Origin of the sequence: Polaromonas sp. CF318 (genome assembly GCF_000282655.1) — a bacterium.
Classification (GTDB): domain Bacteria; phylum Pseudomonadota; class Gammaproteobacteria; order Burkholderiales; family Burkholderiaceae_C; genus Polaromonas.
In genome coordinates this window covers 35,232-57,471 of record NZ_AKIV01000062.1, presented here as the reverse complement: position 1 = coordinate 57,471, position 22,240 = coordinate 35,232, and the positions used below count along the sequence as shown (strand labels likewise).

Sequence of the window (22,240 nt, the reverse complement as noted above, 5' to 3'; positions counted from 1 at the left end):
GATCACCATGACCCAAATGACAAACGCCACCGCAGCCCTGCCACGCATCGCGCCGCTGGAGCCGCCTTACACGCCGGAGCAGGACGCGCTGCTCAAGAAGATCACGCCACCCGCCGCGCCCCATGTGCTGGCGCTGTTTCGCGTGCTGGCCGTCAACCCCAGGCTGCTCGAGCGCATGCCTTCATGGGGCGGTTATTTGCTCGGCTCCAGCGCCAGCCTGTCCCTGCGTGACCGCGAGCTGGTGATCAACCGCGTCTGCGCGCGCTGCGGGGCGGAGTATGAATGGGGTGTGCACGTCAGCGCCTTCGGCCGGGCGGCGGGTTTCAGCGACGCCGACAATGCCGCGATTGCCGACCCGGCCTCGGGCGGGCGGGGCCTGGCCCCACGCGACGGCTTGCTGCTGCGGCTGGTCGATGAGCTGCACGACAGCAGCACGGTCAGCGATGCGCTGTGGCAGGAACTGGCGGCCCTGTGGTCGGCGCCCCAACTGGTGGAATTGCTGATGCTGGCCGGCTGGTACCACGCGATCAGCTATGTGTGCAATGCGGCGCGCGTGCCGCTGGAGCCCTGGGCGGCGCGCTGGCCGGCAAGGGAATGACTCAAGCTGCCGCGGTTTTTTGCAGGCGGGCCATGAGTTCGCGTTTGTTGTCGCGGCTGCGGTGGGCGTGTTCGCGCATCAGTGCCTCGGCGCGCGCGCCTTCGCCGGCCAGCAGGGCGGCCAGCACGTCTTCATGGTCGCTCTGGGCGCGCTGGATGAAGCCGAACTCCAGCAGCGGCAGCGAGCCGTTCAGACTCAGCGCACCGGCGCCGGCCATGGGTGTTTTGCTCACATGCGCGAGGGCCGAAACCAGCGTGCTGTTGCCGGCGGCGTCCACCAGCGCGGCGTGAAAACGCGCGTTCATGGGCACCCAGCGGGCCGCGTCAATCACATGGCCGGCGGCAGCGGCTTTCTCCAGCAGCAGCCGGCCTTCATCTATGCAGGCCCGCAGTTCGGCCTGGAGCTCGGGGCTGATGCCGCGCTCGGCCGCCTGTCGCGCCGCCATGCCTTCGAGCACGCCGCGCACATCGACAGCGTTGGCGACCTCGTCCACACTAAACTGCCGCACGCGGAAGCCGCGTGTCGGCAGGCGCTCCAGCAGGCCTTCTTTTTCGAGCTCGCCGAGTGCGATGCGTATGGGTGTGCGAGACACGGCCAGCTGGGCTGAAAGCTCCAGCTCCACCATGCGTTCGCCGGGCGCTGCCTGGCCGCTGAGGATTCTTCGCCTCAATTCGTTGGTGGTGTAGTCGATCTGCGAGGACATGCTGGGTTCCGGTGGGAAGTTTTCAAATTATTGCATGCAAAAGTAGCGTAACCTAGGGTTAACTAGCTATTTGTCGATGCTATTGCGTGCAATAAAATAAGATGGCTAAGAATTTTATGCGCTGCCCAGGCAAGCGCAGTTACCCTTGGAGACACGATGAATTTGCCGCTCTGCCGTTTTCCCCATCGCCTGCCGTCGTCGGCTTTTTGGCTTCGCCGCCTGCTGATGGCCTATACCGCTGTGATGGCCGCGCTGGCCCTGGTGGCGCCTGCCGCACAGGCCCAGCCGGCTGCAGCTTATCCCAACAAACCCATCAAGCTGATCGTGCCCTTTCCGGCCGGCGGTGGCGGCGACACGCTGGCGCGCCTGGTGATGCTGCGCGCGGCCAGGGAACTGGGCCAGCCCATCGTGGTGGAAAACCTGGGCGGCGCCGGCGGCAACGTGGGCAGCGCGGCCGCGGCCAAGGCGCCGGCCGACGGCTACACGCTGCTCTATGGCACCAACGGCACGCATGCCATCAACCATGCGATCTACAAGTCGCCGGGTTTCAGCGTGCGCGACTTCGAACCGGTGAGCCAGCTCACGCGCATCGCGGCCATGGTGGTGGTGCGGCCCACGCTGCAGGTCAACTCCATGGCCGAGCTGACCAAACTGCTCAAGGCCAACCCGGGCAAGTACACCTTCGGCTCGGCCGGCAACGGCACGACGTCGCACCTGGCCGGCGAGATCTACAAATCGCGCGCGGGCCTGGCGGTGGTGCACATTCCCTACCGCGGCGGCGCGCAGGCCATGACCGACCTGATGGGCGGGCAGGTCGACATGATGATCGAGGTGATGCCCAATGCCGCGCCCCAGGCCAAGGGCGGGCGCGTCAAGCCGCTGGCGGTGACCACGGCCACGCGCGTCGCGGGCTGGCCCGAGCTGCCGACCATTGCGGAGTCGGGCCTGGCCGGCTTCGACGTGAGCGCATGGGACGCGATTTTTGTGCCCGCCGGAACACCGCGCCCCATCGTCAACCGGCTGAACGACGCTATCCACAAGGCACTGGCCGATCCTGAGTTGCGCGCGCAATTGCAATCGCGCGGCGCCGAGGTTGCGCCCGGCACGCCGGAAGAATTGGCCAGACACATTGCGAGCAACATGACGCTGTGGGGCGATGCGGTGAAGCGTTCGGGTGCCGCGGTGGATTAGAGGCCCACAGTGAGCCATGAAAAAAGCGACCACCTGGTCGCTTTTTCTATGGAACCAACGAAGTTCAGGGCTTGGGTTTTTTGGCCTGGCTGAGCACCCATTTGCCCGCGAAGGCCTGCAGGTCGTTCAGGCGTTTGAGCAGGTCGGCGCCCAGCGTGGTGACGATGTAGCCTTCATTGCCATGGCTGATCAGGCCGGCGGCGCGCAATTCCTTGATGCGGGTGTTGAGGGTGTTGGGCGTGATGTTGCCCACGCTGTCTTGCAGCAGGCGAAAGGTCTGGGGATGGCCGTCTTTCAGCGCCCACAACACGCGCAATGCATAGCGTGCTTCCAGCAATTCAAGTAGCTGGCCTACCGCTGCATTTTCTTTGGCGCTCATCAGCTCATCTCCTCGGTCACAATCCGGTCACAGGTGGTCGTTAAGCAAAAAGCTTCTATCGTCGGGACCAAATATAACGCAATTTCCTGACTGCTACGAGTTTTATAGCTGCACATGCCCGCCACGTCTGGACGACGGCCCCGCAGCTACATCATGGGAAGAATCGCTTGCGAATGCAAGGCCACCGCGGCACCGGATCGTGACGATGCCATGACGGCTTCTATCACTTGTTGCACACCCAGTGCGGAGCGTCCGGTGACGGCGGGCGCCGTGCCGGTTTTCACCGCGCGTATGAAATCCTGCAGCACGGTTTTGTGCGCGGCGTGGTCGAAGGCCATGGGGTCAGCGCCGCCGCCTGAGGCCTGGCGACTGCCCGCGCTCAGCGTCCTGCCGTCCTGGAAAGCCGCCCGCATCTCGCCGCCCTCCAGCGTCGCCGTGCCGCGCGTGAAGTTGAGTTCCAGGCGCTCGGGAAAGCCTGGGTAGGCGGCGGTCGTGGCCTGCAGCACAGCCACTGCGCCGCTGTCGTAATGCAGCAGCGCGGCGGCCGTGTCTTCGCCTTCCATGCGGTGCACCGCGCTGGTACTTGCGACGCCCGTCACGCGCGCCGGCATGCCGATGAGGTCCAGCAGCAGGTCCAGCGTGTGGATGGCCTGCGTGATCAGCACGCCGCCGCCGTCACGCGCCAGCGTGCCGCGCCCGGGCTCATCGTAGTAACTCTGCGGCCGCCACCAGCGCACGGCGGCGCTGGCGCTCACCAGCTGCCCCAGTTCGCCCGACGCGATCAAGGCGCGCAGCGCCACCGCCGCTTCGCGCAGGCGGTGCTGCAGCATCACGGCGAGTGTGACGCCGGCTTGCTCGCAGCACTCGACCAGGGCGCTGGCGCGGTTCAGGTCTATCTCCAGCGGCTTTTCGACCAGCACATGTTTGCCCGCGCGCGCGACGCGCCGCACGACGTCGAGGTGCGTGTTGGGCGGTGTCAGCACCAGCACCGCTTCAAGGTCGGGATCTTCGAGGATGTCCTCCAGCCGCGTGGTCTTGCGCGCGCCGGCCGGCACTTGCACACCCGCCAGCCGTTCGGCGCTGCGGCCATAGACGTAAACGAGCTCGGCTTCGCCGGCCAGGTCCCGCAGGCTGTGGAAATGCGGCGCGGACCCGAGGCCCGCGCCTATGACGGCAACGCGCAGCCGCCGGGAGGAAGGCAAGGACATGGTTTTGTGGGGACTGGGCCCAAGGCCTTAATCGGCGGTGATGCGGCGGGTCTCTATCAAAGTCTTCCAGCGCGCCCATTCGCGCAGCTGGAAGGCGGTGAATTCCTCGGGCGTGCTGGCGACGATCTCCAGCCCCTGGTCCAACATGCGTTTTTTGAGTTCAGGATCCTGCATGGCGGCAATCACCGCATCGCTGAGTGCCTTCTTCGTGGGGCCGGGCAAGCCTTTTGGCGAGGCCATGCCTTGCCATGAATACACTTCGGCGCCCTTCACGCCGGCCTCGGCCAGGGTTGGCACCTCGGGCAGCACGGGCGAGCGCTTGTCGCCGGTGACGGCGATGGCGCGCAGCTTGCCCGCGCGTATGTGCGGCAGCACGGCATTGACGTTCTGGAAAGAAAAATCGACCTGATTGCCCAGCAGGTCGTTGACCGCCGGGGCGCCGCCCTTGTAGGGCACGTGCACGCCTTCGGTTTTGGACTGCTGCCAGAAGAGCTCGGCCGACAGGTGGTCGGACGAACCATTGCCCGAGCTCGCGAACGAGACCTTGCCCGGCGTCTTGCGCAGCAGCGCCAGCACATCGTCCAGGCTGCGTTCGGGCCGCGCGACATTGGCGACCAGCACATTGGGCGCCTGCACCGGCACGCTGATGTAGTCGAAGTCCTTGGTGGCGTCATAGGGCACGCCCTTGAGCAGGTGCGGCGCGACGACAAAAGCGCCCAGCGAGGACACCAGCAGCGTGTAGCCGTCGGCGGGTGCGCGCTTGACCTGGGCGGCGCCTATGGTGCCGGTGGCGCCCGGCCGGTTGTCGACCACAAAGCTGCCGCCCAGCCTGGCCTGCAGCTGCAGCGCGAGTGCGCGCGCCACCATGTCGGTGGAGCCGCCCGCGGGAAAAGGCACGACGATGACCACGGGCTTGGCCGAAGGCCAGGCGCCTTGGGCCCGGGCGGGCAGTGCTGAAATTGCCAGCAGGGGCAAAGCGGCGCCGGCCAGCGTCGATTGGATAAGGGAACGGCGTTTCATGGTGTCTCCTGAACGCGGTGTGCAACGAAGATCGGGGGAGGAAGAGGAGGCAGGTGAAAAGCGGCCTGCGCCGCCTTTCACCGCTTCTTCACAACTTATTTGATGGCCTGGATGCGCTCGTACAGGCTCTTGGGCCAGGGCGCGTCGGCGGCGGTGAGCGAGGGCAGCACGGCGGCCGCGAAAGGTGCGCGGTCCACCTTGTTGACGGTTTTGCCTTTTTTCTCGAACTCGGCGACCAGGCGGTTTTCCGCGTCGACGATGTCCTGGCTGGCGCGGCTGGAGGCTTCCCACAGCACCTGGTCGAAGATCTTCTTGTCGGCGTCACTGAGCTTGGACCAGACCGAGCCCGAGACGGCGGTGACCAGCGATTCGGTGATGTGGCCCGTCAGCGTGATGTACTTCTGCACCTCGTAGAACTTCTTGGCCTCTATCGTGGGCAGCGGGTTTTCCTGCGCATCGACGGTGCCGTTCTGCAGCGCCAGGTAGACCTCGGCAAAGGCGATGGGCGTGGGGTTGGCGCCGACCGCCTTGGGGAACATCACGAACAGCGGCGCATCGGGCACACGCAGCTTGAGTCCCTTCATGTCCTCGGGCTTGAAGATGACCTTGTTCGAGGTCATGTGGCGCAGGCCGTAGTAGGTGTAGCCCGCGATGTGCTGGCCGCCGGTCTTGCTCGCATAGCCCTGCGCCAGTTCCTGGAAGATGGGGCCGTTGCGGAAAGCCTGGAAGTGGTTGTAGTCGCGGAACACAAAAGGCGCGGCGGCAATCGACAGCGGCGGATAGGCGCGGCCGGCAAAGGCGGCGCCGGTGTAGATGATGTCCACGGTGCCCAGGGTCAGGCCCTGGTTGATCTCGGTTTCCTTGCCCAGCGATGAGGCGGGAAAAACTTCGACCACATAGCGGCCGTTGGTTTTTTTCTTGATCTCATCGGCGGCCCAGACGGCCTGTTTGTGAAAGGATTCGGACGTCTCGTAGACGTGCGCCCATTTGAGTTTGGTCTGGGCGGCCGCGCTGCCCGCGCCCAGCGTGCCGGCCAGGGCCAGCAAGGTCGCGCCCGCAAGGCTGCAGAGGGTTCTGCGTTTCATGTCTTGTCTCCTGATATGGGTATGGTTATGGGTGGGTATCGCTGGTGGAAAGAGCGCCGAGGTATACCGCCCTCGGCGCCCGACTGGGCTGAACAAGCCCAATGCAAGGGTGGGCCTTCCGGGAGCCTCTAAATCCCGGACAGCCCGCTGTCCTTAGCGGACCATGCAGGGCATCTTGTTGTTGAAGGTCCAGTTCGGGATCAGGTATTGCATGGCCACGGCATCGTCGCGCGCGCCCAGGCCGTGCTTGAGGTAGAGCTGGTGGGCTTTTTCCACCTCGGCCATGTCCAGCTCCACGCCCAGGCCTGGCTGCTTGGGCACCGCGACTTCGCCGTTCACGATTTGCAGCGGCGCCTTGGTCAGGCGCTGGCCGTCCTGCCAGATCCAGTGCGTGTCGATCGCGGTGACCTTGCCCGGCGCGGCGGCGGCCACGTGCGTGAACATGGCGAGAGATATGTCGAAGTGGTTGTTGGAGTGCGAGCCCCAGGTCAGCCCCCAGGTCTGGCAGACCTGTGCCACACGCACCGAGCCCTGCATGGTCCAGAAGTGCGGGTCGGCCAGCGGGATGTCCACCGACTGCAGGTGGATGGTGTGCGAGAGCTCGCGCCAGTCGGTGGCGATCATGTTGGTGGCGGTGGGCAGGCCCGTGGCGCGCCGGAACTCCGCCATCACTTCGCGGCCCGAGAACACGCCTTCGGCGCCGCAGGGGTCCTCGGCGTAGGCCAGTTCCTTGTGGCGGTCCTTGCAGATGCGGATGGCGTCCTTGAGCAGCCAGCCGCCGTTCGGGTCCAGCGTGATGCGCGCATCGGGAAAACGCTCCGACAGCGCGACGATGGCTTCCATTTCTTCCTCGCCGCGCAGCACGCCGCCCTTGAGCTTGAAGTCCTTGAAGCCGTAGCGCTTGTAGGCGGCTTCGGCCAGCGCCACGATGCCCTTGGCGTCCATCGCCGCCTCATGGCGCAAGCGCAGCCAGTCGTCCTGCGCGTCGGGCGCCGACGCGTAGGCCAGATTGGTCTTCTTGCGATCGGCGACATAAAACAGGTAGCCCAGCATGGCCACCGAGTCGCGCTGCTGGCCTTCGCCCAGCAGGGCCGCAACCGGCACGCCCAGGAACTGGCCCAGCAGGTCGAGCAGGGCGCTTTCCACGGCGGTCACGGCGTGGATGGCCACGCGCAGGTCAAAGGTCTGGTTGCCGCGGCCGCCGCTGTCGCGGTCGGCGAAGGCGGTGCGCAGCGTGTTGAGGATGCGGTTCCAGTCGCCAATCGACTGGCCTTCAATGAGGGGGGCCGCATCGTTCAGGGTGTTGCGTATCTTCTCGCCGCCCGGAACCTCGCCCACGCCGGTTCGGCCGGAGCTGTCGGTCAGGATCAGGATGTTGCGGGTGAAGAAGGGGCCGTGGGCGCCGCTCAGGTTCAGCAGCATGCTGTCCTGGCCGGCCACGGGAATCACCTGGACGCGGGTGACGCGGGGTGTTTGTGAAGCGGCGGGTGGGGAAACGAGAGAGGCTTGGGGGGCTTGGGAAGCGGGCATACCGGGCGTGTTGTAGTGGGTTGATAAAGCTGATTTATCAGTTATCGTACAACTCGCTGATTTTTTATGCAACCAGGTTTGTACCCAGGGCCTGGGCGGCCGGTGTGTCCGCGGGCTCCCCGGGTGGCTGCATGGTGTGCGCATTGTTGCCCCGGCGCAGCCGTTCGCGGCTGTTGGACAGGTGGGTACGCATGGCGGCGCGCGCCGCCTCTGCGTCCTGGTTGCGGATGGCGTTGTAAATGCTCTCGTGCTCGCTGTTGACCCGCTGCAGGTAGTTGAAGCGGCCCTCGGGCGCGCTGTGCGCCGTGTTCACGCGGGTGCGCGGGATGATCATGGTGCCCAGGTAGGTCATCAGGTCGGCGAAGTGCCGGTTGCCGGTCGAGCGGGCCACTTCCATGTGGAACTGGAAGTCGGGTGGCACCGCGTCGGAATCCAGGCTGATGGAGTCGTGGAAGGCGCGCAGGGCGGTTTCCATGGCCTTGAGGTTTTCCGGCGTTCTCCTCTGGGCGGCCAGGCCCGCGGCCTCGGTTTCCAGGCTGATGCGCAGCTCCAGCACCGAGATCACGTCGGCCACGGTGGCGAAGTCCTCGGCGGTGATCTTGAAGTTGCCGGCATTCTGCGGCTGCAGCACAAAAGTGCCTATGCCGTGCCGGGTTTCCACCAGGCCCGAGGCCTGCAGCTTGGACAGCGACTCGCGCACCACGGTGCGGCTGACGTCGAAGCGGGCCATGATTTCGGCTTCGGTGGGCAGTTTTTCGCCGGGCTGCAGGCGCCCCTCGCGGATGCTGCTGGCCAGGCTTTCAACGATCTCGCCCACCAGTCCGCGGGGCCTGCGCACGCGCGGCAGCTCCTCGTGAAAGGCAGGCGTCAGGCCTGCTTCCGGGCGACTAGGGGTTTTCCTTGAGTCCATTAAAAAACCATTGACAAGCTAGGGGGCGAAACCGAGAATTCCGAGTCATCAGACAACCTATGACTGATGCATTTGTAGCTTGACTTTAACAAACTCCGAAAAAAAGTCCAGTGTTTGTGACGGCACTGGACCCGGACGTAAAAAATGACCATCAAAGTTCATGAGAAGCTGTTGCTGACCGGTGCGGCCGGCGGTTTGGGCAAGGCCCTGCGCGAGCGCCTGAAGGCCAATTGCTCGGTGCTGCGCCTGTCGGACGTCCAGCCTTTCGGCGCCGCCGCGGCCGGCGAAGAGGTCGTCCTGGCCGACCTGGCGGACTCCGCCGCGGTGCACACCGTGGTCCAGGGTGTGGACGCCATCGTCCATCTGGGCGGCGTCTCGGTGGAAGGGCCGTTCGGCCCCATCCTGCAGGCCAACATCCTGGGTGCCTATAACTTATATGAAGCGGCGCGCAAGAACGGCGTCAAGCGCATTGTTTTTGCCAGCTCCAACCACGTCACCGGCTTTTACCGCCAGGACCAGACCATCAACGCCGACCACCCGCCGCGCCCCGACGGCCTGTACGGCCTGAGCAAGGCCTTCGGCGAAGACCTGTCGCGCCTGTATTTCGACCGCTACGGCATTGAAACCGCCTGCGTGCGCATTGGCTCCTCCTTCGCCGAGCCCAAGGACCGCCGCATGCTGGCCACCTGGCTGAGCTTTGACGACCTGCACCGCCTGATCACCGCCTGCCTCACCACGCCGGTGCTGGGCCACAGCATTGTGTTCGGCATGTCCGACAACGCCGTGACCTGGTGGGACAACAGCCGCGCCCGCCACATCGGTTATGTGCCCAAGGACAGCTCCGACATCTTCCGCGAGGCCATTTACGCCCGCACACCCGCGCCCGACCTGAAGGACCCGGTGGCCCAGTACCAGGGCGGCGGCTTTGTCGTGGCCGGCCCTTTCGGCGACTGAACGGCGGGCACGGCATGAGTGAATTGCAGGTCGAACTGGTTCTGGATGCGCGCAACGGCGTGGGCGAAAGCCCGGTCTGGGACGCTGCTGAACAGGCGCTGTACTGGGTTGACATCCCGGCGCGCCGTTTGTGCCGCTGGAGCGTGGCCGACGCCGCGCTGACCGAATGGCTGGCGCCCGAAATGCTCGCCTGCGTCGGCCGCCTCGGCGCCAAGGACTGGATCGCCGGCGCCGAGAGCGGTGTCTTTCGCCTGAGTCCCGGGGCCGGCGGCCAGCTGGGTTTTCAGCGGCTTGCCGGCGTGACCCATGCGCAGGCCGGCATGCGTTTTAACGACGGCCGCTGCGACCGGCAGGGGCGCTTCCTGGCCGGCACCATGCAGATGAACATGGCCGCCGGCGCGCGCGTCGGCAGCATCTACAGCTACCAGGGCAACGGCCTCAAGGTGCTGCTGGAGGGCTTCATCACGCCCAACGGCATGGCCTTCAGCCCCGACGGCCGCACCATGTATTTGTCCGATTCCCACCCTTCGGTGCAGTCGGTCTGGGCCTTTGACTACGACACCCAAACCGGCATCCCGTCGAACCGCCGCCTTTTCATCGACATGAACCCGCTACCCGGCCGGCCCGACGGCGCGGCCGTCGACGCCGACGGCTGCTACTGGATCTGCGGCAACGACGCCGGCCTGGTTCACCGCTTCACGCCCGCCGGCAAGCTGGACCGCTCGCTGGCTGTGCCCGTGAAGAAGCCCGCCATGTGCGCCTTCGGCGGCGCCGGGCTTGACACCCTGTTCGTGACATCGATACGCCCCGAAGGTGTCGATCTCTCTGACCAGCCGCTGGCCGGCGGTGTGTTCGCGTTGCGCCCCGGCGTGCGCGGGCTGCCCGAGCCCGCGTGTCTGTATTAAAAGTTTCCTAAAAAAGTTTCCGTTCCCGTTTCCACCACCAACCTTAGAGGATGAGACATGAAGATTAAAAAAACATTGTTTGCGGTCGCCGCTGCCCTGGCGGTGCTGCCGCTGGCCGGTTTTGCCACTGAATTCCGTTCTTCGGATATTCACCCTGATGGCTACCCCACGGTGGAAGCCGTGAAGTTCATGGGCGAGCGGCTCAAAGTGCTGACCAACGGCAAGCACAGCATCAAGGTGTTCAACAACAGCGCGCTCGGCAGCGAGAAAGACACGATCGAGCAGACCAAGATCGGCGCCCTGGCGATGACGCGCGTGAACATCGCGCCGATGAACAACATCTGCCCCGAAACGCAGGTCCCGACCATGCCTTTCCTGTTCCGCTCCAAGGATCACATGCGCCACGTGCTTGACGGCCCCATCGGCGAGCAGATCCTGGCTTCGTGCGCGCCCCAGGGCTTTATCGGCCTGGCGTATTACGACAGCGGCGCGCGCAACCTGTACACGGTCAAAAAACCCGTTCGTTCGCTGGCCGACGCGAAGGGCCTGAAAGTGCGCGTCCAGCAGTCGGACCTCTGGGTCTCCTTGCTCGAAGCCATGGGCGCCAACGCGACGCCCATGCCCTTCGGCGAGGTCTACACCGCGCTGAAGACGGGCCTGGTTGACGCCGCCGAAAACAACTACCCTTCGTATGAAAGCTCGCGCCATTTTGAAGTGGCCAAGTTCTACTCCATCACCGAGCATTCGATGGCGCCCGAGATGCTGCTGTTCTCCAAGCGCACCTGGGACGGCCTGAGCGCCGATGACCAGAAGGCGATCCGCCAGGCGGCCAAGGAGTCCGTGCCTTACATGCGCAAGCTGTGGGACGAGCGCGAGGAAAAATCGCTGGCCACCGTCAAAGCCGGTGGTGCCGAGATCATCCAGGTGGACAAGGTGTCTTTCCAGAACGCCATGAAGCCTGTTTATGACAAGTTCATCACCGACGCGGCGCTCAAGAGCCTCGTCAAACGCATCCAGGACACCAAGTAAATCTTGATCCCGCGCCGGCCCGTTTGCGGCCGGCGCGTTTTACGGCATTCCTGCCGCTTGGAAAAATTTCTCTGGGGCGGCCTTCACTTCCGCACTTTATTTATGTACACAAAAATTTGTCGTGGGCTCGCCCGGACTTGCATGTGGCTGGGCATTTTCGGCCTTGTGGCGGTGATTTGCGCCGTCAGCTGGCAGGTCTTCGGCCGTTATGTCCTGAATAACACCCCAACCTGGGCGGAGAGCCTGGCCTTGCTGCTGGTGTTGTATGTCACGATGTTCGGCACGGCCGTGGGTGTTCGCGACGCCGGCCACATCGGGCTGGAATCCTTTCTGGTTCTCGCGCCGGAAAGCGTTCGACTGAAGATGGAATACCTGATCCACGCGCTGGTATTGCTGTTCGGCGCCGCCATGGCCTACAACTGTGCTTCGCTGGCCCAATCCGTGTGGAGCTACCGCTTGCCCACCCTGTGGATTTCCGAGGGATGGCGCTATGTTCCCGCAACCATTGCGGGCGTTCTCATTGTGATGTTCTCCATCGAGCACATCATCGCGCTCGCCAAGGGCCAAGAAGTCGAACCGGCCTGGGGCTGAAAAAATCATGACTATCCCATTGTTGATCCTTTGTATTTCCTTCACGCTGTTCCTGCTGCTCGGCGTGCCGGTGGCGTTTTCCATCGGCCTGTCCGCACTGGCCACGCTGCTCTATGAAGGCCTGCCGCTTGCGGTCGGTTTCCAGCAGATGACCTCGGGCATGGGGATTTTTTCCTTTCTCGCGATTCCGTTTTTCATCTTCGCCGGTGAGCTCATGCTTTACGGCGGTATCGCCGACCGCATCGTGAACCTGGCCCGCAACCTGGTCGGCCATGTGCGCGGCGGCCTGGGCATGTCCAATGTGGTGGCCTGCACCTTGTTTGGGGGCGTTTCCGGCTCTCCCGTGGCGGACGTGTCGGCCATGGGCGCGGTGATGATCCCGATGATGAAGAAAGAGGGCTACCACGCCGACTACGCCGTCAATGTGACGACGCATGCCGCGCTGGTGGGCGCCCTGATGCCGACCAGCCACAACCTGATCATTTATTCGCTGGCTGCCGGCGGCAAGGTTTCGATTGCCGCGCTGATCCTGGCGGCGCTGCTGCCTGCCGCCATCCTGACCATCTGCAACCTGGCGGCGGCCTACCTGGTCGCCGTGAAACGCGGTTATCCGGCCGGCAGTTTCCCGGGATGGGCGATTGTGGCGCGTTCGCTCGCCGCGGCGCTGCCGGGCCTGATGATTGTGGTGCTGATTCTCGGCGGCATTCTTTCGGGCATCTTCACCGCCACCGAATCCGCCGCCGTGGCTGTCCTGTATGCGCTGGCCCTGACCATCTTCGTCTACCGCACGCTCAAGTGGGAGCACTTCATCAAGGCCGCTTCCAAGGCCGTCAAGACGACCGGCGTCATCCTGCTGCTGATCGGCATTTCCAGCACCTTCGGCTACCTCATCAGCCTTTACGGCGTCGCGGAATTGACGGGGCAAATGCTGTCGCAGGTCACCACCACGCCGTGGGTGATCTTCCTGCTCATCAACATCATCCTGTTCGTGCTGGGCACCTTCCTGGACATGGCGGCCACCATCCTGCTGTGCACGCCGATCTTCCTGCCGATTGCCCAGCACTACGGCATGAGTTCGGTGCAGTTCGGCATCGTGTTGCTGATCAATTGCGCGCTGGGCCTGAACACGCCGCCTGTGGGTACCACCCAGTTCGTGGGTTGTGCCATAGGCGGGGTGTCCGTGGGTACGGTGATGCGCACCATCTGGCCTTTCTACGGCGCGCTGATTTTCGCGCTGGCGCTGGTCACGTTCATTCCGGCTTTCTCCATGTGGCTGCCCAGCCTCTACATGACGGTCGGTAAATAAGGAAATCGCACGCCATGGCCGCACCGCTTCACATCCGCATGCATCCTCGCGACAACGTCGCGATCGTCGCCAACGACGGTGGCCTGCCCGAGGGTACCGCTTTCGCCGATGGTTTGCGGCTGGTGGAGCGTGTGCCCCAGGGCCACAAGGTGGCGCTGGTGGACCTGCCCAAGGGCGCGGCGGTGCTGCGCTACAACGTGCCCATAGGCTACGCGCTCAAAGACATCCCGGCCGGCAGCTGGGTGCATGAGCGCCTGCTGGAGATGCCCGATGCGCGCACGCTGGACAACCTGCCCAAGGCCACGGTGCGGCCCGAGCCGCTGCCGGCGCTGGAAGGCTATACCTTCGAGGGCTTCCGCAACCCGGACGGCTCGGTCGGCAGCCGCAACATCCTGGCCGTCACCACCACGGTGCAGTGCGTGGCCGGCGTGGTGGACTTCGCGGTCCAGCGCATCAAGGCCGAGCTGCTGCCGCGTTTTCCCAATGTCGACGACGTGGTGGGGCTGGAGCATACCTACGGTTGCGGCGTGGCGATTGACGCGCCCGACGCCATCATCCCGATACGCACCCTGCGCAACATCAGCCTGAACCCCAACTTCGGCGGCGAGGTCATGGTGGTGAGCCTGGGCTGTGAAAAACTGCAGCCCGAGCGCCTGCTGCCGCCGGGCAGCATACAAATCATTGACGAGCGCAATGTGGCCGACGTGGGCACCAGCGCCGAAGCCGCCCTGGACGTGGTCTGCCTGCAGTCCGAGAACCACGTCGGCTTTATGTCCATGATTGATTCGATCATGGAAACCGCCTTGCTGCACCTGGAGCGGCTCAATGCGCGTAAGCGCGAGACGGTGCCCGCCAGCGAACTGGTGGTGGGCGTGCAGTGCGGCGGCAGCGACGCGTTTTCCGGGGTGACGGCGAATCCGGCGGTGGGCTTTGCCACCGACCTGCTGGTGCGTGCCGGCGCGACCGTGATGTTCTCCGAGACCACCGAAGTGCGCGATGGCATAGACCAGCTGACCTCGCGGGCCAGCACGCCGGAAGTAGCCGAGGCCATGATCCGTGAAATGGCCTGGTACGACGCCTACCTCAAAAAAGGGCAGGTGGACCGCAGCGCCAACACCACGCCGGGCAACAAAAAAGGCGGCCTTTCCAACATTGTTGAAAAGGCCATGGGCTCCATCGTCAAGTCGGGCAGCGCGCCCATCAGCGGCGTGCTCTCGCCCGGCGAGAAGGTCAAACAAAAAGGCCTGATCTACGCCGCGACGCCCGCCAGCGACTTTATCTGCGGCACGCTGCAACTGGCCGCCGGCATCAACATCCATGTGTTCACCACCGGCCGCGGCACACCCTACGGCCTGGCCGAAGTGCCGGTGATCAAGGTGGCCACCCGCACCGACCTGGCGCGGCGCTGGCACGACCTGATGGACATCAACGCCGGGCGCATCGCCGACGGCGACGCCACGATTGAAGAGGTCGGCTGGGAACTGTTCCGCTTCATGCTGGACGTGGCCAGCGGACGCAAGAAAACCTGGGCCGAGCACTGGAAGCTGCACAACGCGCTGGTGCTGTTCAACCCGGCCCCTGTGACCTGAGCCGCATACACAACACAAACAGAAGGAGACAGACCATGACCATCGTTCCATCGAGCTTTCGCGCGCTACGCCTGGCCTTGCAGCTGACGGCGACGGCCGGGCTCGCGGCCCTTGCCGGCGGGGCCTGCGCCGCCACCTGGGTGTATGTTTCAAACGCTGACAGCCAGGAGATCTCTGTGCTCGAGCTGGACCGCGCCCAGGGCGCGCTCAAGCCGGTGGAGACCGTGAACGTGGGCGGCACCGTGATGCCCATGGCCGTGAGCCCGGACAAACGCTTTCTGTATGCGGCGCTGCGCTCGCAGCCTTTCCGTGCCGTGAGCTTCGCCATTGACGGCGCCACCGGCAAGCTGCGCAAGCTGGGTGAGGCGCCCCTGGCCGACAGCATGGCCAACATCGATACCGACCTGACGGGCCGTTGGCTCTTCGCGGCGTCCTATCCCGGCCACAAGATCACCGTCAATGGCATCGACAAGGAAGGCAAGGTCGGCGCCATCCAGCAACTGATTCCCGGGATCGCGAATGCACACGCCGTTCATGCGGACTCGGCCAACCGCTTTGTGCTGGCCACCAGCCTGGGCAACGACAACGTCTCGAGCTGGCGCTTTGATGCCGCCACCGGCGTACTCTCGCCCAACGACCCGGCGTTGACCACCGGCGCCGCGAAATCCGGCCCGCGCCATTTTGTCTGGGACAAGGCGCAGCGCTTTGCCTACCTGCTCAATGAGCTGGACGCGCAACTCCAGGTGTTCGCCTGGGACGGTGCGCGCGGCACGCTCAAGCTGCTGCAGACCCGCACCACGCTGCCGGCCGGATTCGCTGGCAAGCCCTGGGCCGCCGACCTGCACCTCACGCCCGACGGCCGCTACCTTTATGCATCGGAGCGCACCTCCAGCACGCTGTCGGCCTTCCGCGTCGACGCCGCCACCGGCCTGCTGGAGCCCATAGGCCAGACGCCCACCGAAAAAACCCCGCGTGGTTTCGCCATCGATGCGCAGGGACGCTACCTGATCGCGGCGGGCCAGGATTCGCACAGCGTGTCCGTGTACGCCATTGACGGCGCGACCGGCGCTCTGGGCGCGCCCAAGCGTCTGCCCGTCGGCAAGAACCCGAACTGGATTGAAATCGTCGAGATGCCCTGAGAGGCCGAACAGCCCATCCACTCACCCGATACACCTCAAGGAGACACCCTCATGCAACGCCGTACCCTGATCAATACCGCGCTGGCCACCATGGCCGGCCTTTCAACGCTGACTGCATTCGCTCAGGGCAACTGGCCGACCGGCAAGCCCATCACCTACCTGGTGCCCTTTGCCGCGGGCGGCACCACCGATGTGCTGGGCCGGCTGATCGGGCAGAAGCTGGGCACCGCGCTGGGCACCACCATCATCATCGACAACAAGCCCGGCGCGGGTGGCAGCGTCGGTTCGGAAGTCGGCTCGCGCGCCGCACCGGACGGCTATACGCTGGTGGGCGGTACGGTCAGCTCGCATGCGATCAACGTCAGCCTGTATCCCAAGATCGGCTACGACCCCATCAAGTCCTTTGCGCCCGTCACGCTGATAGGCACCAACCCGCTGGTGCTGGTGGTCAACCAGGCCAGCCCCTACAAAACCCTGAAGGACGTGCTCGAAGCCAGCAAGGGCAAAAGCGGCGGCCTGTCGTCCGCCTCGGCCGGCACCGGCACCTCGCAACACCTTTCGCTGGAGTTGCTGGCCTTTCGCTCCGGCGTGAAGTTCACGCACGTGCCCTACAAGGGCAGCGGCCCCGCCATCCAGGACGTGATTGGTGGGCAGGTTGACATGATGTTTGACACCAGCGTCGTGGCGGCGCCGCACGTGCAAAGCGGCAAGCTGCGGGCGATCGCGGTGACGTCCGCCAGCCGGCTGGCGTCCATGCCGGACGTGCCGACGGTGGCCGAATCCGGCCTGCCGGGCCTGGCCAATTTTGAAGTGCTGTCCTGGCAGGCGATTTTTGCGCCGGCGGGAACGCCCGCTCTCATGGTCGATCGCCTGCACAAGGAAATCGGTCGCATCCTGGCGGAGCCCGAGATGCAGGGAAAACTCAAGGGCTTCGGCATGGAGCCGGCCAACATGACGACGGCCCAGATCGCCGCCTTCCAGCGCGCGGAAGTGGCCAAGTGGGCACAGGTCATCAAGGCCGCGAACATCAAGGCCGAATAAAGCTTGCCCGGCGCTTGCCCGCAAGCTGCCCGCAAACCGAACCAACAGACATCGTAGAAGCAAACCACCATGACACAAGCAACTCCCTACCAATCCTTTCCCAACAGCTTCAAGCGAGACCTGCTGGCCGGCAAAAAACTGATTGGCTGCTGGTCCTCGCTGGCCAACGCCATCACCACCGAGGTGCTGGGCGTGGCCGGTTTCGACTGGATCCTGCTGGACGGCGAACATTCGCCCAACGACGTGGGCACCTTCATTCCCCAGCTGATGGCGCTCAAGGACAGCCCGAGCGCGCCCTTTGTGCGCCCCACGTCCAACAACTCGGTGGAAATCAAGCGTCTGCTCGACGCGGGGTTTTACAACTTCCTCGTGCCCTTCATTGAAAGCGCCGATGAAGCGCGGCAGGCTGTCGCCGCCACACGCTATCCGCCCCAGGGCATACGCGGCGTTTCGGTGTCGCAGCGCAGCAACCGCTACGGCACCGTGCCCGACTACTTCAAGGGCATCAACGACCAGATCTGCGTCGCGGTGCAGATTGAAAGCAGCGCCGGTGTCGCGGCCGCGCGCGCGATTGCCGAAACAGAGGGCGTGGACTGCATTTTTGTCGGCCCCTCCGACCTGGCCGCCGGCCTGGGCCACCTGGGCAACGCGGGCCACCCCGATGTGCAGAAAGCCATCGCCGGCGTGTTCGCCGACGCCAAGGCCTGCGGCAAGCCCACGGGCATCCTCGCGCCGGTGGAAGCCGACGCGCGGCGCTACATGGAGATGGGCGCCACCTTTGTGGCCGTGGGCAGCGACCTCGGCGTGTTCCGCTCCGCCACGCAGGCCTTGCACGACCGTTATCGCGCCTGAGGGGGCAGTGTTTTTCCGACTGAATTTTTGACTGGAGTATTTGAATGAGCAAGCTTGGATTTATCGGCCTGGGCATCATGGGCAGCCCTATGGCGGCGCACCTGATCGCGGCGGGGCACGAGGTTTTCCTGAACACGCGGGGCAAGGTGCCCGCGGAACTGTTGACCGGCAAGGGCAAGGCCTGCGACTCCATCGCCGACGTCGTCAAGCAGGCGGACATCATCTTCCTGATGCTGCCCGACACGCCCGACGTGGCCAAGGTGCTGTTCGGCGAAGGCGGCGTGGCCGCGACGCTGACCAAGGGCAAGACGATTGTCGACATGAGCTCCGTCTCGCCGATGGACACCAAGGAATTCGCCAGGAAGATCAACGCCCTGGGCTGTGATTACCTGGATGCCCCGGTGTCGGGCGGCGAAGTCGGCGCCAAGGCGGCCAGCCTCACCATCATGGTGGGCGGCCCGCAGGCGGCCTTCGACCTCGTCAAGCCGCTGTTCGAGCTGATGGGCAAGAACATCACGCTGGTGGGCGGCAACGGCGACGGCCAGACCTGCAAGGTGGCCAACCAGATCATCGTGGCGCTGAACATCGCGGCCGTCGGCGAAGCCCTGCTGTTCGCCAGCAAGGCCGGTGCCGATCCGGCCAAGGTGCGCCAGGCGCTGATGGGCGGTTTTGCCTCGTCGCGCATTCTGGAAGTGCACGGCGAGCGCATGATCAAGCGCACCTTCGCGCCGGGTTTCCGCATCGGCCTGCACCAGAAGGACTTGAACCTGGCGCTCAGCGGTGCGCGCACCCTGGGCCTGGCCCTGCCGCAAACCGCGGGCGCCGCCCAGTTGATGCAGGCCTGCGCCGCCAACGGCATGCAGGACCTGGACCATTCCGCATTGGTGCGGGCGCTGGAATTGCTGGGCAACCACGAAGTCGCGAAGTCGGCATAACAGACCAGACAGGCGCGTGCGAGGAGCCCGAAAGAGGCTCCCGGCGCGGCGGAGGGGTACCCCCGTTTTTCGAACATTCAGGAGACAGATATGGCTATCAATCGACGAGAACTTATTGCGGCTTCACTGGCCGTGGGCGTGGGTGCCGCGAGCGGCACCGCAAATGCCCAGGCCGGATGGCCGTCCAAACCGATACGCCTGGTGGTGCCTTATCCGCCGGGTGGCTCTTCGGACATCATCGCGCGCGCCATTTCGCAGCCGCTGTCCGAGGCACTCAAGCAGTCGGTCATCGTGGACAACAAGGCCGGCGCCAACGGCAACCTGGGCGCCGACATCGTGGCCAAGTCAGCGCCCGACGGCTACACGCTGCTGCTGTGCGACACCGGCGCGCTGGCCATCAGCCCCTCGGTCTACCCCAAGCTGGGCTTTGATCCGACCAAGGACCTGCGCGGCGTCACCATGCTGGCGTATTCGCCGCACCTGCTGGTGGTCCATCCTTCGGTGCCCGTGAGCAACCTCAAGGAACTGGTAGCCCTGTCGCACAAGACCGACCTGAACTTCGCGGTGACGGCCATGGGCAGCGCGCCGCACCTGGCCGGCGTGGCCGTTGAGCGGGCCAGCAAGGCCAAGTGGCAGTACATCCCCTACAAGGGCGGCTCCCAGGCCGTCAGCGACACCATTGCCGGGCAAACGCAGATATTGATGAACGGCATGCTGGCCACCTTGCCGCATGTGCAAAGCGGCAAGCTCAAGATCCTCGGCGTTTCCAAGAGCACGCGCATGCCGCTGATCGGCAATGTGCCGACGCTGGCCGAGCAAGGCCTGGCCAACTTCGAATCCGGCACCTGGCAAGGCCTGCTGGTGGCCAACGGCACGCCGCCGGCCATCATCAACCGCCTGAACACCGAGCTCATCAAGATCATCCGCAGCCCCGACATACGCGCCAAGCTCGCGGGGCAGGGCGCGGAAGTCGTGACCATGACGCCGGCGCAGCAGGACAGCTTCTTCAACCAGGAACGCAGCCGCTGGGCCAAGGTTGTGTCGGACGCCAACATCAAGCTGGACTGAAAACGGCATGCGTGACTTAGTGGTGATATCGCCCGATATCTTTGGGTGAGGGCGAATCATCCGTGCGAACATCCTCTCAGGGATTGACCACCGAAAACACACGAGACCGCCCGCCAGAGGCAGCCGTAGAGCCCCACATCCAGGAGACAAAAAATGCGTACATCTTTCAAGGGGCTCTTATGCCTCTCCTTCGCGCTGTGCGCGAGCGCCGCGATGGCCCAGGCCAAGCTGAGGGCCTGGAACATCCACCCCGACGGCTACCCGGTCTCCGAAGCCATGAAGAGCTTTGTGGAGCAGGTCGCCAAGAGCACCGGCGGACGCTACAACATTGAGCTTTTCAACAGCGGCACGCTCGGCGACCAGCCCAAGGCGGTGCAGATGCTCAAGAGCGGAGAGATCGACGTGGCCGAGTTCAGCTCGGGCCCCTTGTCGGACGCGGTACCGGGCATCAAGGTGCTGAACCTGCCCTTCCTGTTCACCGATTCGGCCCATATGTTCCGCCACCTGGACGGCAAGCTGGGCGAGCGCTTTTCCGCCAACCTGAAAGCCGCCGGCTTTGTGGTGCTGGGCTGGTACGACGGCGGCGGCCGTTCGTTTTACTGCGTCAAGCCCGTCAACAACCTGCGCGACCTGGCCGGCATGAATATCCGCGTGCAGCAGTCCGAGGTCTACATCGAGATGGTCAAGCTCATGGAAGCCAAGCCGGTAGCCCTGCCCTTCAAGGAAGTGCTCGGCGCCCTGGAGCAGAGCAAGGTCGATTGCGCCGAGAACAACCTGCCTTCCTATGAGTCCACGGGGCATTACAAGGTGGCCAAAAACGTCTATGTGACCAACCACGTGATCTCGCCCGAGGCGCTGGTGGTGTCGACCAAACTCTGGGACAAGCTCAGCAAGGAAGACAAGGCCGCCTTCGCCGAGGCCGGCGCCAAATCCGCGATCCTGATGCGTGAACTGTGGAACAAGCGCGTCGCCGCGGCCCTGGAGGCCACGACCAAGCAGGGCTCGCAGTTCGTCAAGGTCAGGGACGCATCGCCCATGGTCAGGCGCATGGGGCCGCTGTACGGCAAATACATGGCCGACCCGACCACGCGCGAAGAACTGCTGACGATTATTGCGAAATGAGCAGCCCGGACCTCCCCCAGTTGCTTGATCCCGCGCGCTTCTTGCGCGATATCGACGGCAAGCCCGTCAGGCTGTTCACCTTGCGCAACCAGCGCGGCATGGTGGTCTGCGTGACCAACTACGGCGCCAAGATAGAGCAGGTACTGGTGCCGGACCGCGAAGGCCGCTGGGACGACGTGGTGCTGGGTTACGACAGCATTGAAGGCGTGGTGGGCGGCGCGCCCTCCGTGGGCGCTTTTGTCGGGCGCTATGCGGGGCGCATAGAAAACGCGCGCTTCACGCTGGGCGGCACGGAGCACCAGCTGGCGGCCAACAACGGCCCGCACTGCCTGCATGGTGGGCTGCGGGGTTCGCGCTTCCAGGTCTTCGATGCGGTGCAGCACGACGCCTCCAGCGTGGAGATGCGTTATGTGTTTTCCGACGGCGAGGAAGGTTTTCCCGGTACGCTGGCCTTGCGCCTGCTGTACCGCGTGACGGAGGCGAACGAGCTGGCACTCGATTACGAGGCCGTGGCGCTGGATGCGCCCACCATGGCCAACTTCACCACCCATGCTTTTTTTAACCTCGAAAGCGTGAACAGCGCCAGCGCGCTGGGGCATGAAGTGATGATCCGCGCGAGCCGCTATTTCGAGATGAGCCCCGAATTGATCGCCACGGGCAAGCTGCTGTCGGTGGAGGGCACGCCGTTTGACCTGCGCCAGCCCACGTCGCTCGATACGCGCGTGGGCAAACCGCAAGCCGCGGGCGGGGTCGCCGGCTACGACGACTGCTTTGCGATAGACCGTAACGCGGCCGCGGCCGGTGAACTGGCGCTTTGCGCGCGTGTGAGCGCGCCTGCCAGCGGCCGCGTGATGGAGGTCTGGTCGAGCGAGCCCACCATGCAGTTTTACACCGGCATGCTGGCCGGCGAGCCCCTGGCCGGTGGGCCGGGCAAGGGCGGCAGGCGCTATGTGCAGCAGCAAAGCCTGTGCTTTGAGCCGCAGGGCTACCCGAACGCGCCCAATATTGCGGCCTTTCCTTCGGCCCTGCACCTGCCGGGGCAGGCGCGCCAGGGCCGCACGCTGTACCGCTTCAGTACTGCATAA

General features: G+C 64.7%; 22 protein-coding genes. 15 read left to right on the top strand and 7 right to left on the bottom strand.

From position 1 onward, the window contains the following. The first annotated feature begins 7 nt into the window (after positions 1–7). Positions 8–598 (top strand): carboxymuconolactone decarboxylase family protein, encoded by a 591-nt coding sequence (locus PMI15_RS11645; protein WP_007868610.1) that lies wholly within the window; start codon positions 8–10, stop codon positions 596–598. A 1-nt stretch (position 599) separates the two neighbouring features. On the opposite strand, the gene PMI15_RS11640 is transcribed toward PMI15_RS11645, so the two are convergent. Next, a complete protein-coding gene (locus PMI15_RS11640) occupies positions 600–1,301 on the bottom strand; it encodes a GntR family transcriptional regulator (RefSeq protein ID WP_007868607.1) in 702 nt (233 codons plus the stop codon). Between the two features lie 156 nt (positions 1,302–1,457). Between PMI15_RS11640 and PMI15_RS11635 the strand changes: the two genes are divergently transcribed. Then, positions 1,458–2,492 (top strand): tripartite tricarboxylate transporter substrate binding protein, encoded by a 1,035-nt coding sequence (locus PMI15_RS11635; RefSeq protein ID WP_007868605.1) that lies wholly within the window; start codon positions 1,458–1,460, stop codon positions 2,490–2,492. 64 nt (positions 2,493–2,556) lie between these two features. On the opposite strand, the gene PMI15_RS11630 is transcribed toward PMI15_RS11635, so the two are convergent. The 6 genes from PMI15_RS11630 to PMI15_RS11605 form a co-directional block, all read right to left on the bottom strand. After that, on the bottom strand, positions 2,557–2,871 hold the full coding sequence (locus tag PMI15_RS11630; protein ID WP_007868603.1) for a helix-turn-helix domain-containing protein: 315 nt from the start codon (positions 2,869–2,871) through the stop codon (positions 2,557–2,559). A 146-nt stretch (positions 2,872–3,017) separates the two neighbouring features. Beyond that, on the bottom strand, positions 3,018–4,079 hold the full coding sequence (locus PMI15_RS11625) for a Gfo/Idh/MocA family protein (protein ID WP_007868601.1): 1,062 nt from the start codon (positions 4,077–4,079) through the stop codon (positions 3,018–3,020). A gap of 27 nt (positions 4,080–4,106) precedes the next feature. After that, positions 4,107–5,099 carry a tripartite tricarboxylate transporter substrate binding protein gene (locus PMI15_RS11620; protein WP_007868597.1) on the bottom strand — a complete coding sequence of 331 codons (993 nt, stop codon included), beginning with the start codon at positions 5,097–5,099 and terminating at the stop codon, positions 4,107–4,109. A gap of 95 nt (positions 5,100–5,194) precedes the next feature. Next, entirely contained in the window at positions 5,195–6,184 is a 990-nt protein-coding gene (locus PMI15_RS11615; protein ID WP_007868596.1) for a sialic acid TRAP transporter substrate-binding protein SiaP, read from the bottom strand. Positions 6,185–6,337: 153 nt separating this feature from the next. Further along, positions 6,338–7,714, bottom strand: a complete 1,377-nt coding sequence (gene gudD / locus PMI15_RS11610) for a glucarate dehydratase (protein WP_007868595.1) — start codon at positions 7,712–7,714, stop codon at positions 6,338–6,340. A gap of 64 nt (positions 7,715–7,778) precedes the next feature. Further along, positions 7,779–8,624, bottom strand: a complete 846-nt coding sequence (locus tag PMI15_RS11605; RefSeq protein WP_081499594.1) for a FadR/GntR family transcriptional regulator — start codon at positions 8,622–8,624, stop codon at positions 7,779–7,781. 144 nt (positions 8,625–8,768) lie between these two features. Here PMI15_RS11605 and PMI15_RS11600 point away from each other — a divergent pair, with 144 nt between their 5' ends. From PMI15_RS11600 to PMI15_RS11540, 13 genes are all read left to right on the top strand, one after another. Further along, a complete protein-coding gene (locus PMI15_RS11600; protein ID WP_007868593.1) occupies positions 8,769–9,578 on the top strand; it encodes an NAD(P)-dependent oxidoreductase in 810 nt (269 codons plus the stop codon). Between the two features lie 14 nt (positions 9,579–9,592). After that, positions 9,593–10,483 carry an SMP-30/gluconolactonase/LRE family protein gene (locus PMI15_RS11595; RefSeq protein WP_007868592.1) on the top strand — a complete coding sequence of 297 codons (891 nt, stop codon included), beginning with the start codon at positions 9,593–9,595 and terminating at the stop codon, positions 10,481–10,483. 57 nt (positions 10,484–10,540) lie between these two features. Beyond that, entirely contained in the window at positions 10,541–11,512 is a 972-nt protein-coding gene (locus PMI15_RS11590; protein ID WP_007868589.1) for a TRAP transporter substrate-binding protein, read from the top strand. Between the two features lie 102 nt (positions 11,513–11,614). Further along, positions 11,615–12,103, top strand: coding sequence for a TRAP transporter small permease (locus PMI15_RS11585; RefSeq protein WP_036838561.1), 489 nt, complete (start codon positions 11,615–11,617; stop codon positions 12,101–12,103). A gap of 7 nt (positions 12,104–12,110) precedes the next feature. Next, positions 12,111–13,409 (top strand): TRAP transporter large permease, encoded by a 1,299-nt coding sequence (locus PMI15_RS11580; RefSeq protein WP_007868582.1) that lies wholly within the window; start codon positions 12,111–12,113, stop codon positions 13,407–13,409. A 14-nt stretch (positions 13,410–13,423) separates the two neighbouring features. Then, positions 13,424–14,998, top strand: coding sequence for a galactarate dehydratase (gene garD, locus PMI15_RS11575; protein ID WP_007868579.1), 1,575 nt, complete (start codon positions 13,424–13,426; stop codon positions 14,996–14,998). A 35-nt stretch (positions 14,999–15,033) separates the two neighbouring features. Then, positions 15,034–16,137 (top strand): beta-propeller fold lactonase family protein, encoded by a 1,104-nt coding sequence (locus PMI15_RS11570; protein WP_007868578.1) that lies wholly within the window; start codon positions 15,034–15,036, stop codon positions 16,135–16,137. A gap of 51 nt (positions 16,138–16,188) precedes the next feature. Further along, positions 16,189–17,178 carry a tripartite tricarboxylate transporter substrate binding protein gene (locus PMI15_RS11565; RefSeq protein ID WP_007868577.1) on the top strand — a complete coding sequence of 330 codons (990 nt, stop codon included), beginning with the start codon at positions 16,189–16,191 and terminating at the stop codon, positions 17,176–17,178. Positions 17,179–17,247: 69 nt separating this feature from the next. Beyond that, positions 17,248–18,030, top strand: coding sequence for a 2-dehydro-3-deoxyglucarate aldolase (gene garL / locus PMI15_RS11560; protein ID WP_007868576.1), 783 nt, complete (start codon positions 17,248–17,250; stop codon positions 18,028–18,030). Positions 18,031–18,074: 44 nt separating this feature from the next. Next, positions 18,075–18,965: a 2-hydroxy-3-oxopropionate reductase gene (gene glxR, locus PMI15_RS11555; protein ID WP_007868575.1), complete on the top strand. Its 891-nt coding sequence runs from the start codon at positions 18,075–18,077 to the stop codon at positions 18,963–18,965. Positions 18,966–19,055: 90 nt separating this feature from the next. Beyond that, a complete protein-coding gene (locus PMI15_RS11550) occupies positions 19,056–20,033 on the top strand; it encodes a tripartite tricarboxylate transporter substrate binding protein (protein ID WP_007868572.1) in 978 nt (325 codons plus the stop codon). Between the two features lie 153 nt (positions 20,034–20,186). Then, the gene (locus PMI15_RS11545) at positions 20,187–21,155 is read left to right on the top strand and encodes a TRAP transporter substrate-binding protein (RefSeq protein ID WP_007868569.1); all 969 of its coding nucleotides are present in this window, start codon (positions 20,187–20,189) and stop codon (positions 21,153–21,155) included. Next, on the top strand, positions 21,152–22,240 hold the full coding sequence (locus PMI15_RS11540; RefSeq protein ID WP_007868566.1) for an aldose epimerase family protein: 1,089 nt from the start codon (positions 21,152–21,154) through the stop codon (positions 22,238–22,240). The genes PMI15_RS11545 and PMI15_RS11540 overlap by 4 nt, the downstream gene beginning before the upstream one ends.